This is a genomic window from Sulfitobacter sp. PS-8MA (assembly GCF_040933935.1).
Classification (GTDB): domain Bacteria; phylum Pseudomonadota; class Alphaproteobacteria; order Rhodobacterales; family Rhodobacteraceae; genus Sulfitobacter.
Genome location: NZ_JBFQYJ010000006.1, coordinates 808,060 through 823,686, shown reverse-complemented (window position 1 = coordinate 823,686; position 15,627 = coordinate 808,060). Strand labels below are relative to the sequence as shown.

The window sequence follows — 15,627 nt, the reverse complement described above, 5'->3', positions numbered from 1 at the left end:
CTTTGAAACATATCCTCGCCCCCCTCGCCCTGACGCTGATCGCCGCCCCGGCGCTGGCGCAAGACAAGATGACCGTGATGCTGGATTGGTTCATCAACCCGGACCATGGGCCGATCATTCTGGCCGAAGAGCGCGGCTATTTCGCCGATGCCGGGTTGGAGGTGAAGATCGTCACCCCATCTGACCCAAATGCCCCGCCACGTATGGTGGCGGCCGGGCGGGTAGATCTCGCGGTCTCCTATCAGCCCGAGCTGCATCTGGCGCAGCGCGAGGGGCTGGATCTGCGCCGCGTCGGCACGCTGGTCGAGACCCCGCTGACCTGCCTTGTGGTCCGCGCCGACGGTCCGGTGCAAGAGCTGTCCGATCTGGCCGGACGCAAGGTGGGTTTCGCCGTGGCGGGGGTGCAGGAAATGCTGCTGGACGCCATGTTGAGCAACAGTGGTGTCGCGCCAAGCGAGGTCGAGCAGATCAACATCGGCTGGTCGATCTCACCCGCCTTGATGTCGGGCCAGGTCGACGGGGTGATCGGCGCGTTTCGCAATTTTGAGCTGAACCAGATGGCACTAGAGGGCCATGAGGGCCGCTGCTTTTACCCCGAGGCCCAAGGCGTGCCGGCCTATGACGAGTTGATCTATATCGCCGATGCCAAGCGCATGGACCGCGCCCTGATCGCGCGGTTCTTGCAAGCCACCGAACGGGCGGCGGCGGATATCGTCAATGATCCCGCGGGCAGTGCCGAGAGCTTCTTTGCCTCTGATGCGGAGTTGCGCAATGCGCTCAACACCCGCGCCTGGGACGACACCTGGCCCCGCTTTGCCACCCGCCCGGCGGCGGTCGATCAGGGCCGCTATGACCGGTTCGAAGCCTTCTTGCTGTCAAGCGGCGCCGTTACGGCCAGCATCCCGGCCACCGATCTGGTGGTGGATGTGACCGCAGAGGTGGCGAAATGACGCCCCCCGATTACGGCAAAGCCTTCGCCCGCTGGCGCGCTGCGGCCGGGGCGGACTGGCAGCGCTACATCACCCATCCCTTCGTCGAAGCGCTGCGCGACGGCTCTCTGCCGCAGGCCAGCTATCTGCATTATCTCGCGCAGGACTATGTCTTTCTGATCCATTTCGCCCGCGCATGGGCTTTGGCCGCGGCCAAGGCCGACACCTTGGAAGAGATGGCCGCCGCCAGTGCCACCGTTCATGCGCTGGTCCATGTGGAAATGCCGCTGCACATCAAGACCTGCGCCGCCCAGGGCATTGACGAGCCCGCCCTGCAAGCGACCAAGGAGGCGCCGAACAACCTCGCCTATACCCGCTATGTGCTGGAGGCCGGCTATTCAGGCGATTTCCTTGATCTCATGGCGGCCCTCGCCCCCTGTGTACTGGGCTATGGCGAAATCGGCCTGCGGCTCAGGGGGACGGACGGGCCCTATGCGGATTGGGCCGCGGTTTACGGGGGCGCGGAATATCAGACGCTCTGCCGCGACGTGGGCGCGTTGATCGATGCCGCGCTGCTGCGGCGTTTGGGGGCGGGCTGGAGCAGCCTCCCCCGGGCCGCAACGCTGCAATCCCGCTTTAACACCGCCACCCGCTTGGAGATCGGCTTTTGGGACATGGCCAGCGCGCCCGAGAGCAGATGACCGCACCGGCGCTTCATCTTGCCGGAGGGTTGAACGGTCCGACTGGCCCTTTGATCGCGGACTTTGACCTCACCCTGCCGGCGGGGCGTTGGAGCGTTCTTCTCGGCCCGTCCGGCGTTGGGAAAACCTCGCTGCTGCGGCGCATCGCGGGCCTGCCCTCTGCCGCGCGTTTGGCGGGGCAGATGACAGCTTCGGATGGCGCGCCGCTCCCCCCGCGGGTCGCGATGATGGCGCAGGATGATCACCTGCTGCCCTGGGCCGATGCGCTGGCCAATGTGGTGATCGGCACGCGGCTGCGCGGTGCGCGGCCCGACCTTGCGCGGGCCCGCGCACTGCTGGAGCAGGTCGGGCTTGGCGCTCAGGCAGCGCGCCGCCCGCCCTCGCTCTCAGCCGGTCAACGCCAGCGCGTGGCATTGGCCCGAACCCTCTTTGAGGACCGCCCCGTCGTGCTGCTGGATGAGCCTTTCTCCGCCCTGGATGTGCTGACACGCCACCGCATGCAGGATCTCGCCGCGCGTCTGCTGGCGGGGCGGACCGTGGTTCTCATCACCCATGATCCGGCCGAGGCCGCCCGGCTTGCGCATCACGCCTGGATCGCGACGCCGGACGGGATTGCCCCCTGTGCCCTGCCCCCCGATCCGCCCCCCCGCAGGGCCGAGGCGCCGGGCACGCTTGCCGCACAGGCGGCTCTTTCGCGCGATCTGAAACAGCGTGTGACAGGGGGGGCGATTTGATGCCCCGCGCAACTCAGCACTTGCGGCGCGGCGCGATCAGCCTCGCGGTGGCGCTGCTGTTTTGGCAGGCGCTGGTGAGCCTTAGCGGCGTGCCGCCCTTCATCCTCCCCGGCCCGCTCCGCGTCGGGGAGGCCCTTTGGTCTGAGGCCGATCTGCTGTGGCAAAACGCGCTCTGGTCGGCGGGGAATCTGGGGCTGGGTCTGGCGATTGGCCTGGCCCTCGGTGTCGAGACAGCGCTGCTGCTGACCATATCCCCCCGGGCACGCTGGCTGCTGCGCCCGGTCTTGGTGACAGCCCAAGCGGTGCCGATCTTTGCACTGGCCCCGGTGCTGACCCTCTGGCTCGGCTACGGCATGCCCTCGAAAATCGTCACCATCGCGCTGGTGACCTATTTCCCCATCGCATCGGCGCTTTTCGACCGGCTCACCGCCCTGCCCCAAGGTTTGGAGGACCTGGCCCGCCTGAGCGGCGCAGACCGCCTGCGCGAAACCTTCCTTCTGCGCCTGCCCCATGCGGTGCCGGGGCTCATCTCCGGCCTGCGGCTGGCGGTGGTCTACGGGCCTTTGGCGGTGCTGATCGGCGAATGGGTCGGCTCATCGCGCGGTCTGGGACATCTGATGCTGATGGCGAACGGCCGGGGGCAGACGGATCTGATGTTCGCGAGCCTGGTCGTGCTGGCGATGCTGTCGCTGGGGCTTTGGGGGGCGGTTGAGGCGCTGGCGCGTCGGGTTGGGGGGCGGTTTTGAGGGAGGGGTGGCGGAGGAGGTGTCCGCCTATGTGCATTCTAACCCATTCTATTACGGTCTACTTTTCAGTGGCTTGGCCTTTTTCTAGGTCTTGTTTATTCCAGCTACGTCCCCCATATTCCAGATATGAATGGGGGACGGAATGGTGGACGCGAACGCAACAAACGAACCGGCCAAGCGCAAGGAGAAGGCGCTTTCAGCTGCATTTGTTCGGTCGGTCACTACCCCCGGCAAGTACACAGACGGTCATGGCCTGTTTCTCAAGGTAGACAAGTCAGGCGCGAAACGCTGGGTGCAGCGCATTATCATTCGCGGCAAGCGCACTGAGATAGGCATGGGTAGCGCCTCACTTGTTAGCTTGGCAGAGGCGCGAGAGCGGGCGCTAGAGAACCGCAAGCTAGCGCGGGCGGGCGGAGACCCTTTGCACGCCAAGCGCGCCTTTAAGGCGTTACTCACGTTCGAAGAAGCCGCCCGCAAGGTCCACCAGATACATGAACCGGCTTGGCGCAATAAGAAACACGCAGCGCAGTTCATCTCGACCCTTGAAACCTACACTTCCCCCGCATCGGCAAGTTGAAAGTGTCAGAGGTTACTACGGCTGACGTGCTGGCCGTGCTGCAACCCATTTGGCTCGAAAAGCCCGAAACAGCGCGCCGAGTGCGCCAGCGTATCGGCACGGTGATGAAGTGGGCTGTGGCAAACGGATGGCGGCAGGACAACCCAGCAGACGCCATTGCACAGGCCCTCCCTAAGCAGGACAAAACACAAGCGCACCGCAAAGCCCTGCCCTATGACAAAGTGGCAGAGTTTCTGACCACGCTTAAAGCGTCAGACGCAGGAACTGCGACCAAGCTGGCATTAGAACTGGTTATTTTGACAGCGTCACGTTCTGGCGAAGTGCGCTTAGCTGAATGGTCAGAGTTTGATCTACAGGCGGGCATATGGACCCGCCCAGCGCATCGGATGAAGCCAAAGAAGGTACATCGCGTCCCCCTCTCGCCGCGCGCGGTCGAAGTGCTAACAGAAGCACGAAAGCTGGGGAGCGGCGAGGGACTAGTATTTCCCGGCGCTAAGTACGGCAAACCGCTTTCTGACATGACGCTGTCAAAGCTAACCAAAGCGCTCGGCTATGACGTGGACGTGCATGGGTTCCGCACCTCATTTAAAACTTGGGCGCAGGAGCGTACCAATACGCCGCGCGATGTATCAGAGTCGGCACTGGCCCATACCGTGAAAGACAAGGCAGAGGCTGCTTATGCCCGGTCAGATTTTTTTGAGAAGCGACGTAGGCTTATGGAACGATGGGCCAACTTTGTATCTGCTGAATTTTCAGAGGTTCTAAATGTACGCTTTTGAAGCTGGGTGGCATGTAGGTAAAATTTACTCAACCCAATTCGATCATACGCACCTTGCACATGAAGCCTTTATTCGGGGCGAACTGCCATGCACCAATGGTGCAGAACTTCACACTCTCAGGGCCAGATTAGCAGCCGAATTGACTTGGGACATACTCGCAGAGGTCGACTCCGTTTTCGCCATTACCGCAAGTGGAGCAAAGCTTCCTCTAGGCTATGAAGTTTTTACGGTAGATGACACAGCGCTGCCTCAGGGGGACTACCTCAACCTACCTTCTGGCACATTGCGACCTAAATCTGATGAAGGCACTCAATTGTCTGGTGCGCGATACGCTGAAATAATCGGACCTTTCGCAGGAATCCCAGTGTTCGTTCAAATTGACGAAGCGGATTCAGAACTGTGGGAAGTCCTTTTGTATGACATTGAACCGAGCCAGATTAAGCACGCCATACGCCGACACGCAAAAGTTCTGAAAATGGAGCATGATCTAAAGGAATTCGACAGTTACCAGCTTCAAAGGCATTTTGATGCGCTAGACGCGTCAGAAGAACTAGCCTTGCAAGCCAGCGCTGAAGGCGTGCAGCGCAAGTCTATGCGCTATGCTAAGAGGGATTTAGAAAAAAAGGTCGCTAAGAAAATCGTTGAGCATTTCGACAGCGGGCAGCAAGTGCGAAAAGATGATGCGAAGATTCTATTCGCCTCAAACCTCGGCACGAGAAGCTTTCTTCGGGCTTGGGAAATCGCCACGGTGTCACGCCCAGAATTATCCAAGCCTAGAAAAAGACCTAAAGGTCAGTAACTTGACCGTATCGAAACAGTTTTTACTATTGTGACGTCTATTTAGATGCCTCAGCTCTGTTAGATTCCTATGTACTCCAAAGTAGAAGGAAGAGAGCTAAAATGGCAGAACAGCACCTCAGGCGACCTGCGGTCGAAACACTAACAGGTCTTAGCAGATCAAGTCTCTACGCAATGATGGAAGCGGGCGCTTTTCCCCGTCCTGTCCGCATCAGAAAGCGAGCTGTCGCATGGCCCGAAAGCACAGTCGCAGCATGGCTCGCAGCACGACCTAGCGCTGGCAAATGCGGGTAAAGCAACGCCCACGCTGTAATCATACAGGCGCGGGCGCTGGGTAGCCTAGACAGCTAATCCCTATCGCTTCGCGCCTCATAATTCAATGAGGTTGAAATGAAGATAAGAGCAACGCTCACTCTGGGCGAACAATGCCGCACGCTTGATCTAAATGGCCGCTTAGGCTGGGCGGTGGCGCAACTAGCAGAGGCAGGCTCGAAAGGGGTCACTCCCATCACACGCCCAGCGCCCCGATGGTCTGGATACGTGTTCGACCTCCGTGAACTAGGGGTCTCGATAGATACCATCATGGAGCCGCATGAAGGCAGCTATCCCGGCCAGCATGCCCGCTACGTCCTTACCTGTGATGCAAGCATTCAGCTATTGGATGGAGAGTTGTGAATATGAAGTTACATCACAACGCGCAGTTCAGCATCCCGCTCACTCCCTTCGAGCGCCATTTGGCTCGCAAGCACAGCCTGCCCAGTCATTGGGTCCGAACGCTAAACGAATTGCGCGGAGGGCATCGCTAATGGCGAAAGGCAAGCGCAGGGATAGCGAAGGGCAGTACATCACCCTGCCCTATGCTCAACTGAAGTCTGAAGCATGGCGGTCCCTTTCGGGGGCCGCTGTCAAAGTCTGGCTCGAACTGCACACCCGTTTCAACGGCAGCAACAACGGCAGTGTACGGCTCTCCATGAATGAAGCAGTTAGTGCGCTGGGCATATCAAAGGGGACCGCCCAGCGCGCGTTTATCGAACTGGAGGAAAAGGGCTTCATCGCTCTGCACAATCCCGGCAATTGGTATCATCGGAAAGCCCACGAATGGCGTCTAACCACGAAGCGAATGCAAACCCGTAGCGGCGCTCAACTTGCCACGAACGATTGGCGACACTGGCAGAAAAAAACAAAAGACGGTCAGCCTGAGTACCCGTCACCGCCGCCGATGGGTCCACCACGAAACCCAAGGCCCGCTTCTGGGTCCACCAGAGAACCCGTCGAGGCCGTTTCGTCGCGGCGCTTGGGTACTCAGGTGGGACACTAATACTAACCACTCACAGGGAAGGAACGCCCCATGACTGACCACACCGAACTGAAAGCAACAGGCCAAGCATATTACGTCGTCCGCCCCACGTTCGAAACCGCCGATGACGGAACCGTTCAAATTGTAGCAGATGATCCAAACACGCTTATAAACCTCTTCAATGTTCAGACTTACGAAGCCGCATCTGGCTTGATGACCTCAGCCATAAATGCGCTGGGCCGTAGCGGCGAACCCTACCGCGACATGATGGCTGCGATGCAAGCTGAACTCGGACCGCGTGACGCAGTCGAAGCCATGCTCATTACACAGATGGCAGCGACACACGTCGCTATGACTACGCTCTCTCAAAAGATGATGGATGCTGGCAGCGGACAAATGCGAGAAAGCTGCGAACGGTCAGTTACCCGCCTAAGCCGTACTTATCTGGCTCAGGTGGATGCACTAAAGAAGTACCGCGCAAAGGCACAGCAGACGGTGCGTGTTGAGCGTGTAACCGTCAATGAAGGCGGCCAAGCTATCGTAGGCGATGTTTCTCACGGGGGGCGGCATGACAATGAAAAATGACGGTAACCCCATAGACCCTACGAAGCGCCTCAGAGATGCGCCGAGATGCACTGCAACAGCCAAGAGGACGCGGCAGCAATGTCAGTGTCCTTCTAAGCATGGTTGGAACGTTTGCCGTCTACATGGCGCAGGAGGCGGTGCGCCATCTGGAGCGGCGCACCCCAATTATCGGCATGGAACACGCACCAAGGAAATGGACAGAATTAGGCGTCTGGTATCGATGATGCATAAGTTGATCTAATAGAGTGGGGTTAATCGCTTACTCATTCTGTACAGGGCTTCACACCCTTTTTAACTATCTCTGCCCAGTTTGCGCCAAGTGTTTGCTTAGCATCGATTCCTTGTTCAAAACCCTGTTCGCCGGGCTTCAACATCAACACCCGCAAGTCCGCGTCTCGCGAGCCAATCACCATTGGACCACCTCCACCAAACGAAGTGGTAGAATTTCCATAAATTTGGTTCCCGTAGACAGAATAGTTGCTGGTCGTTGCGGCATATGTCGGTGAGCGATTAATCACAGATACATTGTTTTCGCTGTTAGCGCCCAGCACTACGTACCTTGGATAGCCGCGCCGAATAGTCTCCACAGCAGCCATTTGTGACGCTACTCTCGCCGCCCCGGCTTTACCACATGCTGGAGCGGCGCTAGCGGATAGCAAGAACTGGTTGTTTGAGATTGGAGTGACAGAGGTTTTCGCACATGCCGTTAAAGCCGCGACTGTCAGCAGAGCTGAAATTAATGTCGACTTCGCCACAATAATAAAGAATCCTTATACAAATTTCGTAGGGTGCTAACCTTTTGTAGGATGTACAGAACCCTCCTCCATGTCTATCTGTTTTAGCTCAAGCATCGTTAGCGATGTCTTTTCATCGTTATCTCGTCGCCAGAATTATTGTCTAATGAATTTCAATTTCGAAGCTAAAGGCAAAAATATGTCAGACCCGACCGTATGGGGTGTCCACATGGGTCACCATGTCAGCGACCGACCAGTAGAAAATGGCTATGTCGCAATCGGCTGGCCAAAGATGGGTGATATAACCAAACTCGCCCCCACTCGTGACGCATTCAAAGACGCACTAGCTCTAGCCTATCCTGACAAGAAGAAAGGCGCGATACCCATCGATGCCGGTTCTATGTTCAAATTCCTACACGAGATCAAGGCTGGTGATATTGTTGTGTATCCGTCTAAAGCGGACCGCATGGTAAACATTGGACGTTTCAAAGGAATTACCCAGCATCACGCAGGTGATCCAGACGACTATCCTACGCGCCAGCTTGTCGACTGGCTAGGCCACTTCCCCCGCGATGAATTTAGTCAAAGCGCGCTGAATGAGATTGGTTCATTTCTCACCATGTTCCGCGTCAAACGGCACGCGCTCGAATTTTTAAGCAAAGTTGACCCGACCGTCGAAGCCCCCTCGCCCAGCTCTGCGGTGGACCAAGATACCGCAGAGGACGCCACAGACGACGACACAGCTACCGTTGCTGTCTCAGTGCAAGCAGAAGCCAATACTACCGACTTTGTCATTAAGCGGCTTATGACGCAGCTCACAGGTCACCAATTCGAGGACTTCATGGCGCATTTGATGGAGTGCATGGGCTACACCGCTCGCGTCACTCCGAAGAGCGGCGATGGTGGGGTTGACGTTATCGCTCACATGGACCCGCTTGGGTTCCAACCGCCCATCGTAAAAGTACAATGCAAACGAACCACAGGGCAAACACCGCGCCCGGACGTCGATCAACTCTTGGGGACACTAGGGGATGGGGAATACGGTCTATTCGTTAATCTAGGTTCGTTCGCACGCGGCGCTGTAGAGTTGGAGCGCAACCGAGCCAAGCTGAGGCTTATCAATGGTGAACAATTTGTAGAGCTAATTTTCGAACACTACGCCCAGCTCGCTCCGCGTTACCGCTCTATGATACCGCTCAAACAGATATTTGTCCCAGACCTACCGCAAGAGTAGCGCTGCCATGAAACCGCTTGTTTTACGCGCCCACATCCGCCCACTGCCAGAGTATCTTCCCCGCACCCGCGCGATGGAGGAAACGATAGGTGTTGGTGCTGGGTTTGACGGTGCTTGGTATCGTTCGCAAAAAGAGCATTGGTTGGGATGGCTGTCCGAATACAGTGGACCGGGCGCGTATGGCAGGTCTGAAAAGACAAAGCGTTCTGCAGAATATGCCTACAACCATATCCAATGCGCCCCCATGCTTTTTTGGCTGGCTGAGGCGCTGGATGCAAAGGAGCGTTGCTTAGCGGCTGGCTTCGAAGCTGTCTTGGACGTCCCCCAAAAAGGCGCGCGCCAATGTGCAGCCTTGCGGCGCTGCATCCCCTGGACTGTGATAGAGAACGCTTTGGGTAACTGGCGGTACAATCGAATTGACCGATGCAAAATCAAACTTGCCCACCTTAGTAGATAGGGGGAGCTGAAAACTTAGAGCGCTTAACGTCGAGACCGCAGAGTTTCGCCAAGGTTATGAGCTGTCAGAACAGACAACAAAAGCTGCACATGCCAATCCAGACTGGGGGACGAATTGGGGGACACCGGACCGCACCCCCCCTATAAGATGCTGATAAATATCAACTATACCGAAAAAGCTGGCGGAGGAGGTGGGATTCGAACCCACGGTACGCTCTCACGCACGCCGGTTTTCAAGACCGGTGCATTCGACCACTCTGCCACTCCTCCGCAGCCCGCTCCTCCTAGAACGCTGCGGTTGATTCGGCAAATGCCGATTTCGCGTCACCCGCCCGGGCAGACACATGGGGAATTTTCGCCGATCCGGGCCGCGCAGTCTTTGCAAAGCCGCGGCTGGCGGGTTACTGTGCCGCAAAACCCCTTTCAGAGGGGTCTGGGGCGTGCCGAACCAACGGCGCGGCATTCTCGCGGGAACGGGTCGCGATGGCGCGACGACAGCAGGCAAGGACAGCATGGGCATGAGCAGGGACAAACAAGTGTTGCGCTTTAACAAAGGTCGCGCAGCGCTCATCGGCGTGGGCATTCTGGCAATCACCGGCCTGGCGGGCTGCGAAGGCGGTGATTTCGCCCTGCCCTTCGGCGGCAGTGACAGCTCCGAGGCCGCGCGCAGCACCTCGACCAAATTGGTGGAGCGCGATGTCGAAGCGCCCGAGGTCTTTTCTGCCACCGATGAGGGGCTTTGGGACGGGCGGCCTTCGCTCGGCGGGGTCTGGGTGGCGCATCCTGATGTGACCGAGCCGGAGCGGGTGATCATGCGCAATGAGGCGAATGGCAAATTCGTCATCGGCGCGCTGTTCCGCCGCGAGCGGGAACTGCCTGGGCCGAAATTGCAAATCTCCTCTGATGCCGCCGCGGCTCTGGGCATTCTGGCGGGCGCGCCGACGCCGCTCAATGTCACGGCCCTGCGCCGCGAGGAGACGGCTGCCCCTGCCGAAACCGTGGATGAGGCCACCGTGGACAGCAGCGAGGCAGACGGGCTTTCGGCCCCGGCGCCGGTCACCGCGACAGCGCTTGAGCCGGTGGTAAAGCCAAGCACCGCACCGGTCGCCACGCCAAAGGCCCCCGCCGCGCCAAAACCCGCGCGGCCTGCGGTGGCCAAACTTGCCAAACCCTATATCCAGCTGGGTATCTTCAGCGTGGAGGCCAATGCGACGCGCACCGCAAAACAGATGCGCGGTGCCGGCATGATCCCCACGGTGAAACGCAGCGAGATTAACAACAAACCCTTCTGGCGCGTCGTTATCGGCCCCGCCACCAGCAAATCCGAACTCGACAGCCTGCTGAAAGCGGTCAAAGCCGAAGGCTTTACCGATGCCTATGCCGTGTCGAATTGATCCTACCGGAGGAAACGCCATGATCCGCCTTTTTGCCGCCGCCGTGGCGCTGATACTGACACTCCAGCCTGCCGCCGCTTTCGACACCCGCGCCACCGCGGCCTATGTGCTCGACCAAACCACCGGCACCGTCTTGCTGGCGAAAAACGCCGATGAGCCGCTGCCACCGGCCTCAATGTCCAAGCTGATGACGCTCTATATGGCCTTTGAGGCGGTGGAACGCGGCAAGCAGAACGGCGGGCTTGATCTGGTCGAAAAACTGCCTGTCTCGGAACATGCGATGTCCTATGGCGGCTCGACGATGTTTCTGGACACCACGGATCGTGTCTCGGTCGAGGATCTGATCCGCGGCATTATCGTGCTCTCGGGCAACGACGCCAGCGCCGTGATCGCCGAGGCGCTGAGCCCCGATGGCACGGAATATGGTTTCGCGCGGCTGATGACACAGCGCGCCCAGCAGATGGGGATGACCAATTCGACCTTTGCCAATTCCAATGGCTGGCCGCAGGCGGGGCATCTGATGTCGGTGCGCGATCTGGGGCTGCTGGCGAACCGGATCATCACCGACTTTCCGCAGTTCTACCCGCTTTTCGCCGAACGCGAGTTCGCCTTTGACGGGCGCGCGCCGCAGAACAAATCCAACCGCAACCCGCTCCTGGGCCTCGGCATTGGCGCAGATGGGCTCAAGACCGGCCATACGGCGGAAGCGGGCTATGGGCTTGTGGGCTCCGCCAAACAGGGCGACCGCCGGGTGATCTTTGTGCTCTCTGGTCTCGACAGCGCGGCCGTCCGCGCGCAGGAGGCTGAATCCGTGGTCAACTGGGCCTTCCGCCAGTTCACGCAGCGCGAATTGGGCAAGGCAGGCACGCAGATTGCCGAAGCGCCGGTGGCACTTGGCACGGCGCAGTCGGTGGGGCTGGAGTTGAAAGAGGATCTGGAGATGCTGGTGCCGGTCACCGGCGGTGATGCGGTCGAGGCCGAGGTGATCTATACCGGGCCATTCCAGGCGCCGATCAGCAAGGGGGCCGAACTGGCCGAACTGGTCGTGGACCGGGGTGAACTGCCCGCGCTGCGGGTGCCGCTGGTGGCCTCGGCCTCTGTTGCGCCGGGCGGCTTCATGGTCAAGATGACCGCTGCTGCGATGCATCTGATGAACCGGTTGAACGCCGGTCCACAGGACAGCGCCCCGGCCCCTGAAGCAGAAGCCGAAGCTGCTTCGTGACCGGAGAGCCAGAGGCGCGCCAGACGGGCCTGTTCATCACTTTCGAAGGCATCGACGGTTCCGGTAAATCCACCCAGGCGCGGCTCTTGGCAGACCATCTGACCGCGCAGGGCCATGACGTTGTGCTGACCCGCGAGCCGGGCGGCAGCCCCGGCGCCGAGGAAATCCGCGCGCTGGTCTTGCAGGGCGACCCCGACCGCTGGTCGGCGCAGACCGAGATCCTGCTTTTCACCGCCGCCCGCCGCGACCATCTGGAACGCACCATTCGCCCGGCGCTCGACGCCGGGAAAGTGGTGATCTGTGACCGGTTTGCCGATAGCACCCGGATGTATCAGGGCCTGTCGCGCGGTGATCTGCGGCAGATGGTGGACGATCTGCACAGCCTGATGATCGGGGTCGAGCCGGACCTTACGATCCTGATCGATATGGACCCGGCCCATGGGTTGAAACGCGCGCTCTCGCGCCAGACCGCCGAAGAGCGGTTCGAGGATTTTGGCGTCGAGTTGCAGGCCCAGATGCGCGCCGGTTTCCTTGATCTCGCCACGGAATTCAGCGACCGTTTCGTCGTGCTCGACGGTGGCCGCGAGATCGCGCCTGTCGCAGCCGATGTGGCGCAGACCGTGGCGGCCCGTTTGGGCTGATCTTCGCGCCCTGCCCGCTTCCCTTGGCGGTGAAACATGCTAGACCGATGCCATGACAGATGACGCCCCCCAGCCCGACCGTGTAGACGGCGCCCGCCACCCGCGCGACACGCCGAAATTGATCGGCCAAAGCGCGGCGGAGGCGGCGTTTCTGGACGCTTTCAACAGTGGCAAATTGCACCATGCCTGGATGCTGACCGGCCCGCGCGGGGTGGGCAAGGCGACATTGGCATGGCGGATCGCGCGGTTTCTCTTGGCCACGTCGGACCCCGATGATGGCGGCATGTTCGACATGCCCAGGGCCGAGACGCTCGACATCGACCCCGAACACCCGGTCGCGCGGCGGGTGGCGGCGGGGGCCGAGGCCGGGTTGAAATCCGTGACCCGCACGCTGAACCCCGACACCAAGAAGATGCGCAAGCAGATCGTGGTCGATGACATCCGCGCGTTGAACGGGTTTTTCCAGATGTCCTCTGCCGATGGGGGGCGCCGTGTGGTCATCATCGATGACGCGGATGAGATGAACCCCAATGCCGCCAATGCGCTGTTGAAGATGCTCGAAGAGCCGCCCGAACGCGCCATTCTGCTGCTCTTGAGCCACCAGCCGTCCAGCCTCTTGCCCACCATCCGCTCGCGCTGCCGCACCCTGCGGCTTGGCACGCTCGACGCCGCGCAAATGGCCGAGGCGCTGGCCGGGTCCGGGGTTGAGGTCGACGCCGATCCCGCCGCGCTGGCAGAGCTTTCGGGCGGGTCGGTCGGCGGGGCGCTGCGCCTGTCGCTGATGGGCGGGGTCCGCACCTATGCCGATCTGGTGGGGCTGCTGTCCTCGCTGCCGCAGATGGACCGGGGCCGCGCCATCAAACTGGCCGAAGCTGCCGCACAGCGCGGCGGCGAGGCCAAGCTCGACCTGCTTTTCACCCTGCTCGATCTGCTGCTGGTGCGTCTGGCCTGCACCGGCGCCACCGGCGCGCCGCCGGTGCAAGCCGCCTGCCCCGATGAGATCGCCGTGCTGCAACGTCTGTCCCCCAGCCCCGCGCAGGGGCGCGCTTGGGCCGATGCGGCGCAGCAGATATCCGACCGCGCCCGGCACGGGCTGGCGGTGAACCTTGACCCTGCCGCGCTGGTCCTAGATACCCTGCGGCAGATAGGCCAGACGGCGCCAAGATAGCCGAAAGGACAGTATGACCGACACGCCCCATATCACCGACAGCCATTGCCACCTCGACTTCGAGAGCCTGCGCGAAGACCTGCCCGGCGTCATCTCTCGCGCGGCTGAAGCGGGCGTCACGCGGATGGTAACGATCTGCACCCGGCTCAGGAACGAGCCCGCCGTGCGCGCCATTGCCGAGGCGCATGACCCGGTCTTCTATGCCGCCGGCACCCACCCGATGTCCGCCGCGGAAGAGCCGATGGCCTCGGTCGACGCATTGCTCGCCCTGACCCGCCACCCCAAGATGGTCGGCATTGGCGAGACCGGGCTTGATTACCACTACACCGCCGAGAGTGCGGCGGTGCAAAAGACCTCGCTGCGCATCCATATCGCGGCGGCGCGGGAAAGCGGCCTGCCGCTGATCATCCATGCCCGCGACGCCGATGAGGACATGGCCCGCATCCTGCGCGAAGAACATGCACAGGGCGCTTATGCCTGCGTCATGCATTGCTTCTCCTCCTCCGCCGATCTGGCCCGCGCCGCAGTTGATCTGGGCTTCTACCTGTCGATGTCGGGCATCACCGCCTTCCCCAAATCGCAGGCGCTGCGCGACATTTTCGCCGCCGCCCCGCTCGACCGTATTCTGGTGGAGACCGACGCCCCCTATCTCGCCCCGCCGCCGCATCGCGGCAAGCCGAATGAGCCCGCCTTTACCGCCCATACCGCCCGCCGCGCGGCAGAGACCTTTGGCCTCGACTACGCCGATTTCGCCGCCCGCACAGAGGCCAATTTCGAGCGGCTCTTTAGCAAAGCCGCCGGTTGGCAGGGCAAGAGCTAATGGCCGAGCTGCGCGTCACCATATTGGGCAGCGGCTCTTCGGGTGGCGTGCCCCGGCTGGGCGGCCATTGGGGCGCCTGCGACCCCAAGGAGCCGAAAAACAACCGGCGGCGCTGCTCGATCCTGGTGGAACGGGTGACCGAACAGGGCAGCACCACCGTTCTGATCGACACCTCCCCCGACATGCGCTGCCAATTGCTGGACGCGGGCGTCGGGCGGCTCGATGCGGTGATCTATACCCATTCCCACGCCGATCATGTGCATGGGTTGGATGATCTGCGGATGATCGTCATCAACATGCGCGCCCGGCTGCCGGTCTGGGCCGACGCCGCCACCCGCGATGCGCTGCTGGAGCGCTTCGGCTATGCTTTCGTGCAGCCCGAATGGTCGAGCTACCCGCCGATTTTGGACCTGCATGAGATCAATGGCGATGTGCAGATCGACGGACCCGGCGGCAGGCTCTGCTTTACGCCCTTCACCGTGGCCCATGGCAATATCGACGCGCTTGGCTTTCGCTTTGATGACGTGGTCTATCTGCCTGATGTCTCGGCCATTCCGGATCACAGCTGGCCGATGATGGAGGGGCTGCGCTGTTGGATCGTCGACGCGCTGCGCCGCGACCCGCATCCGACTCACAGCCATCTTGCGCAGACTTTGGACTGGATCAAACGGGCGCAGCCTGAGACCGCCGTGCTGACCAATATGCACAACGACCTTGATTACCGCACCCTCGCCGCCGAGGTGCCCGACCATATTCAACCCGCTTACGATGGGCTTACCCTGCATTTCCCGCTCTCCGACCCCCAATAGGCA

General features: G+C 60.8%; 19 protein-coding genes and 1 tRNA gene. 18 read left to right on the top strand and 2 right to left on the bottom strand.

Features of this window, described 5'->3' with window-relative positions; all coding sequences use genetic code 11:
* Nucleotides 1-2: 2 nt before the first annotated feature.
* The 10 genes from AB4M76_RS07945 to AB4M76_RS07900 all read left to right on the top strand — a co-directional run bounded on the left by AB4M76_RS07945 (nt 3) and on the right by AB4M76_RS07900 (nt 7,146).
* The gene (locus AB4M76_RS07945; protein WP_368441275.1) at nt 3-950 is read left to right on the top strand and encodes an ABC transporter substrate-binding protein; all 948 of its coding nucleotides are present in this window, start codon (nt 3-5) and stop codon (nt 948-950) included.
* Nucleotides 947-1,630, top strand: a complete 684-nt coding sequence (locus AB4M76_RS07940; protein ID WP_368441274.1) for a TenA family protein — start codon at nt 947-949, stop codon at nt 1,628-1,630. Before AB4M76_RS07945 ends, AB4M76_RS07940 begins: the two co-directional genes overlap by 4 nt.
* Nucleotides 1,627-2,364, top strand: coding sequence for an ABC transporter ATP-binding protein (locus tag AB4M76_RS07935; protein ID WP_368441273.1), 738 nt, complete (start codon nt 1,627-1,629; stop codon nt 2,362-2,364). Before AB4M76_RS07940 ends, AB4M76_RS07935 begins: the two co-directional genes overlap by 4 nt.
* Nucleotides 2,364-3,110, top strand: a complete 747-nt coding sequence (locus AB4M76_RS07930) for an ABC transporter permease (RefSeq protein ID WP_368441272.1) — start codon at nt 2,364-2,366, stop codon at nt 3,108-3,110. Before AB4M76_RS07935 ends, AB4M76_RS07930 begins: the two co-directional genes overlap by 1 nt.
* Nucleotides 3,111-3,252: 142 nt before the next feature.
* Nucleotides 3,253-3,687 carry an Arm DNA-binding domain-containing protein gene (locus tag AB4M76_RS07925; protein WP_368441271.1) on the top strand — a complete coding sequence of 145 codons (435 nt, stop codon included), beginning with the start codon at nt 3,253-3,255 and terminating at the stop codon, nt 3,685-3,687.
* Nucleotides 3,688-3,713: 26 nt separating this feature from the next.
* On the top strand, nt 3,714-4,466 hold the full coding sequence (locus AB4M76_RS07920; protein ID WP_368441270.1) for a tyrosine-type recombinase/integrase: 753 nt from the start codon (nt 3,714-3,716) through the stop codon (nt 4,464-4,466).
* Complete coding sequence (locus AB4M76_RS07915) at nt 4,453-5,265, top strand: hypothetical protein (RefSeq protein ID WP_368441269.1); 813 nt, start codon at nt 4,453-4,455, stop codon at nt 5,263-5,265. Before AB4M76_RS07920 ends, AB4M76_RS07915 begins: the two co-directional genes overlap by 14 nt.
* A gap of 101 nt (nt 5,266-5,366) precedes the next feature.
* Entirely contained in the window at nt 5,367-5,558 is a 192-nt protein-coding gene (locus AB4M76_RS07910) for a helix-turn-helix transcriptional regulator (RefSeq protein ID WP_368441268.1), read from the top strand.
* A 511-nt stretch (nt 5,559-6,069) separates the two neighbouring features.
* The gene (locus AB4M76_RS07905; protein ID WP_368441267.1) at nt 6,070-6,582 is read left to right on the top strand and encodes a helix-turn-helix domain-containing protein; all 513 of its coding nucleotides are present in this window, start codon (nt 6,070-6,072) and stop codon (nt 6,580-6,582) included.
* Nucleotides 6,583-6,612: 30 nt separating this feature from the next.
* Entirely contained in the window at nt 6,613-7,146 is a 534-nt protein-coding gene (locus AB4M76_RS07900; RefSeq protein ID WP_368441266.1) for a hypothetical protein, read from the top strand.
* Between the two features lie 263 nt (nt 7,147-7,409).
* On the opposite strand, the gene AB4M76_RS07895 is transcribed toward AB4M76_RS07900, so the two are convergent.
* Nucleotides 7,410-7,901, bottom strand: coding sequence for a hypothetical protein (locus AB4M76_RS07895; protein ID WP_368441265.1), 492 nt, complete (start codon nt 7,899-7,901; stop codon nt 7,410-7,412).
* A gap of 145 nt (nt 7,902-8,046) precedes the next feature.
* Between AB4M76_RS07895 and AB4M76_RS07890 the strand changes: the two genes are divergently transcribed.
* Both AB4M76_RS07890 and AB4M76_RS07885 read left to right on the top strand, forming a co-directional pair.
* Entirely contained in the window at nt 8,047-9,114 is a 1,068-nt protein-coding gene (locus AB4M76_RS07890; protein ID WP_368441264.1) for a restriction endonuclease, read from the top strand.
* Between the two features lie 7 nt (nt 9,115-9,121).
* On the top strand, nt 9,122-9,571 hold the full coding sequence (locus AB4M76_RS07885; protein ID WP_368441263.1) for a hypothetical protein: 450 nt from the start codon (nt 9,122-9,124) through the stop codon (nt 9,569-9,571).
* Between the two features lie 179 nt (nt 9,572-9,750).
* Here AB4M76_RS07885 and AB4M76_RS07880 read toward each other — a convergent pair.
* Nucleotides 9,751-9,840, bottom strand: a tRNA-Ser gene (locus AB4M76_RS07880).
* Nucleotides 9,841-10,088: 248 nt separating this feature from the next.
* Between AB4M76_RS07880 and AB4M76_RS07875 the strand changes: the two genes are divergently transcribed.
* Genes AB4M76_RS07875 through AB4M76_RS07850 form a run of 6 tightly spaced genes read left to right on the top strand, consistent with a single transcriptional unit; the run spans nt 10,089 to nt 15,624 of the window.
* The gene (locus AB4M76_RS07875) at nt 10,089-10,964 is read left to right on the top strand and encodes an SPOR domain-containing protein (RefSeq protein WP_368441262.1); all 876 of its coding nucleotides are present in this window, start codon (nt 10,089-10,091) and stop codon (nt 10,962-10,964) included.
* 19 nt (nt 10,965-10,983) lie between these two features.
* Nucleotides 10,984-12,186 (top strand): D-alanyl-D-alanine carboxypeptidase family protein, encoded by a 1,203-nt coding sequence (locus tag AB4M76_RS07870; RefSeq protein WP_368441261.1) that lies wholly within the window; start codon nt 10,984-10,986, stop codon nt 12,184-12,186.
* Nucleotides 12,183-12,827 (top strand): dTMP kinase, encoded by a 645-nt coding sequence (tmk, locus tag AB4M76_RS07865; protein ID WP_368441260.1) that lies wholly within the window; start codon nt 12,183-12,185, stop codon nt 12,825-12,827. Before AB4M76_RS07870 ends, tmk begins: the two co-directional genes overlap by 4 nt.
* Nucleotides 12,828-12,879: 52 nt before the next feature.
* Nucleotides 12,880-13,995 (top strand): DNA polymerase III subunit delta', encoded by a 1,116-nt coding sequence (locus AB4M76_RS07860; protein WP_368441259.1) that lies wholly within the window; start codon nt 12,880-12,882, stop codon nt 13,993-13,995.
* A gap of 13 nt (nt 13,996-14,008) precedes the next feature.
* Entirely contained in the window at nt 14,009-14,815 is an 807-nt protein-coding gene (locus AB4M76_RS07855) for a TatD family hydrolase (RefSeq protein WP_368441258.1), read from the top strand.
* Nucleotides 14,815-15,624: an MBL fold metallo-hydrolase gene (locus tag AB4M76_RS07850; protein ID WP_368441257.1), complete on the top strand. Its 810-nt coding sequence runs from the start codon at nt 14,815-14,817 to the stop codon at nt 15,622-15,624. Before AB4M76_RS07855 ends, AB4M76_RS07850 begins: the two co-directional genes overlap by 1 nt.
* Nucleotides 15,625-15,627 lie beyond the last annotated feature (3 nt).

What these genes read in the sequence shown, in the direction of transcription:
- AB4M76_RS07940 (WP_368441274.1), top strand. Translation starts at nt 947, where the DNA reads ATGACGCCCCCCGATTACGGCAAAGCCTTCGCCCGCTGGCGCGCTGCG.
- AB4M76_RS07935 (WP_368441273.1), top strand. Translation starts at nt 1,627, where the DNA reads ATGACCGCACCGGCGCTTCATCTTGCCGGAGGGTTGAACGGTCCGACT.
- AB4M76_RS07930 (WP_368441272.1), top strand. Translation starts at nt 2,364, where the DNA reads ATGCCCCGCGCAACTCAGCACTTGCGGCGCGGCGCGATCAGCCTCGCG.
- AB4M76_RS07925 (WP_368441271.1), top strand. Translation starts at nt 3,253, where the DNA reads ATGGTGGACGCGAACGCAACAAACGAACCGGCCAAGCGCAAGGAGAAG.
- AB4M76_RS07915 (WP_368441269.1), top strand. Translation starts at nt 4,453, where the DNA reads ATGTACGCTTTTGAAGCTGGGTGGCATGTAGGTAAAATTTACTCAACC.
- AB4M76_RS07910 (WP_368441268.1), top strand. Translation starts at nt 5,367, where the DNA reads ATGGCAGAACAGCACCTCAGGCGACCTGCGGTCGAAACACTAACAGGT.
- AB4M76_RS07905 (WP_368441267.1), top strand. Translation starts at nt 6,070, where the DNA reads ATGGCGAAAGGCAAGCGCAGGGATAGCGAAGGGCAGTACATCACCCTG.
- AB4M76_RS07900 (WP_368441266.1), top strand. Translation starts at nt 6,613, where the DNA reads ATGACTGACCACACCGAACTGAAAGCAACAGGCCAAGCATATTACGTC.
- AB4M76_RS07890 (WP_368441264.1), top strand. Translation starts at nt 8,047, where the DNA reads ATGAATTTCAATTTCGAAGCTAAAGGCAAAAATATGTCAGACCCGACC.
- AB4M76_RS07885 (WP_368441263.1), top strand. Translation starts at nt 9,122, where the DNA reads ATGAAACCGCTTGTTTTACGCGCCCACATCCGCCCACTGCCAGAGTAT.
- AB4M76_RS07875 (WP_368441262.1), top strand. Translation starts at nt 10,089, where the DNA reads ATGAGCAGGGACAAACAAGTGTTGCGCTTTAACAAAGGTCGCGCAGCG.
- AB4M76_RS07870 (WP_368441261.1), top strand. Translation starts at nt 10,984, where the DNA reads ATGATCCGCCTTTTTGCCGCCGCCGTGGCGCTGATACTGACACTCCAG.
- AB4M76_RS07860 (WP_368441259.1), top strand. Translation starts at nt 12,880, where the DNA reads ATGACAGATGACGCCCCCCAGCCCGACCGTGTAGACGGCGCCCGCCAC.
- AB4M76_RS07855 (WP_368441258.1), top strand. Translation starts at nt 14,009, where the DNA reads ATGACCGACACGCCCCATATCACCGACAGCCATTGCCACCTCGACTTC.
- AB4M76_RS07850 (WP_368441257.1), top strand. Translation starts at nt 14,815, where the DNA reads ATGGCCGAGCTGCGCGTCACCATATTGGGCAGCGGCTCTTCGGGTGGC.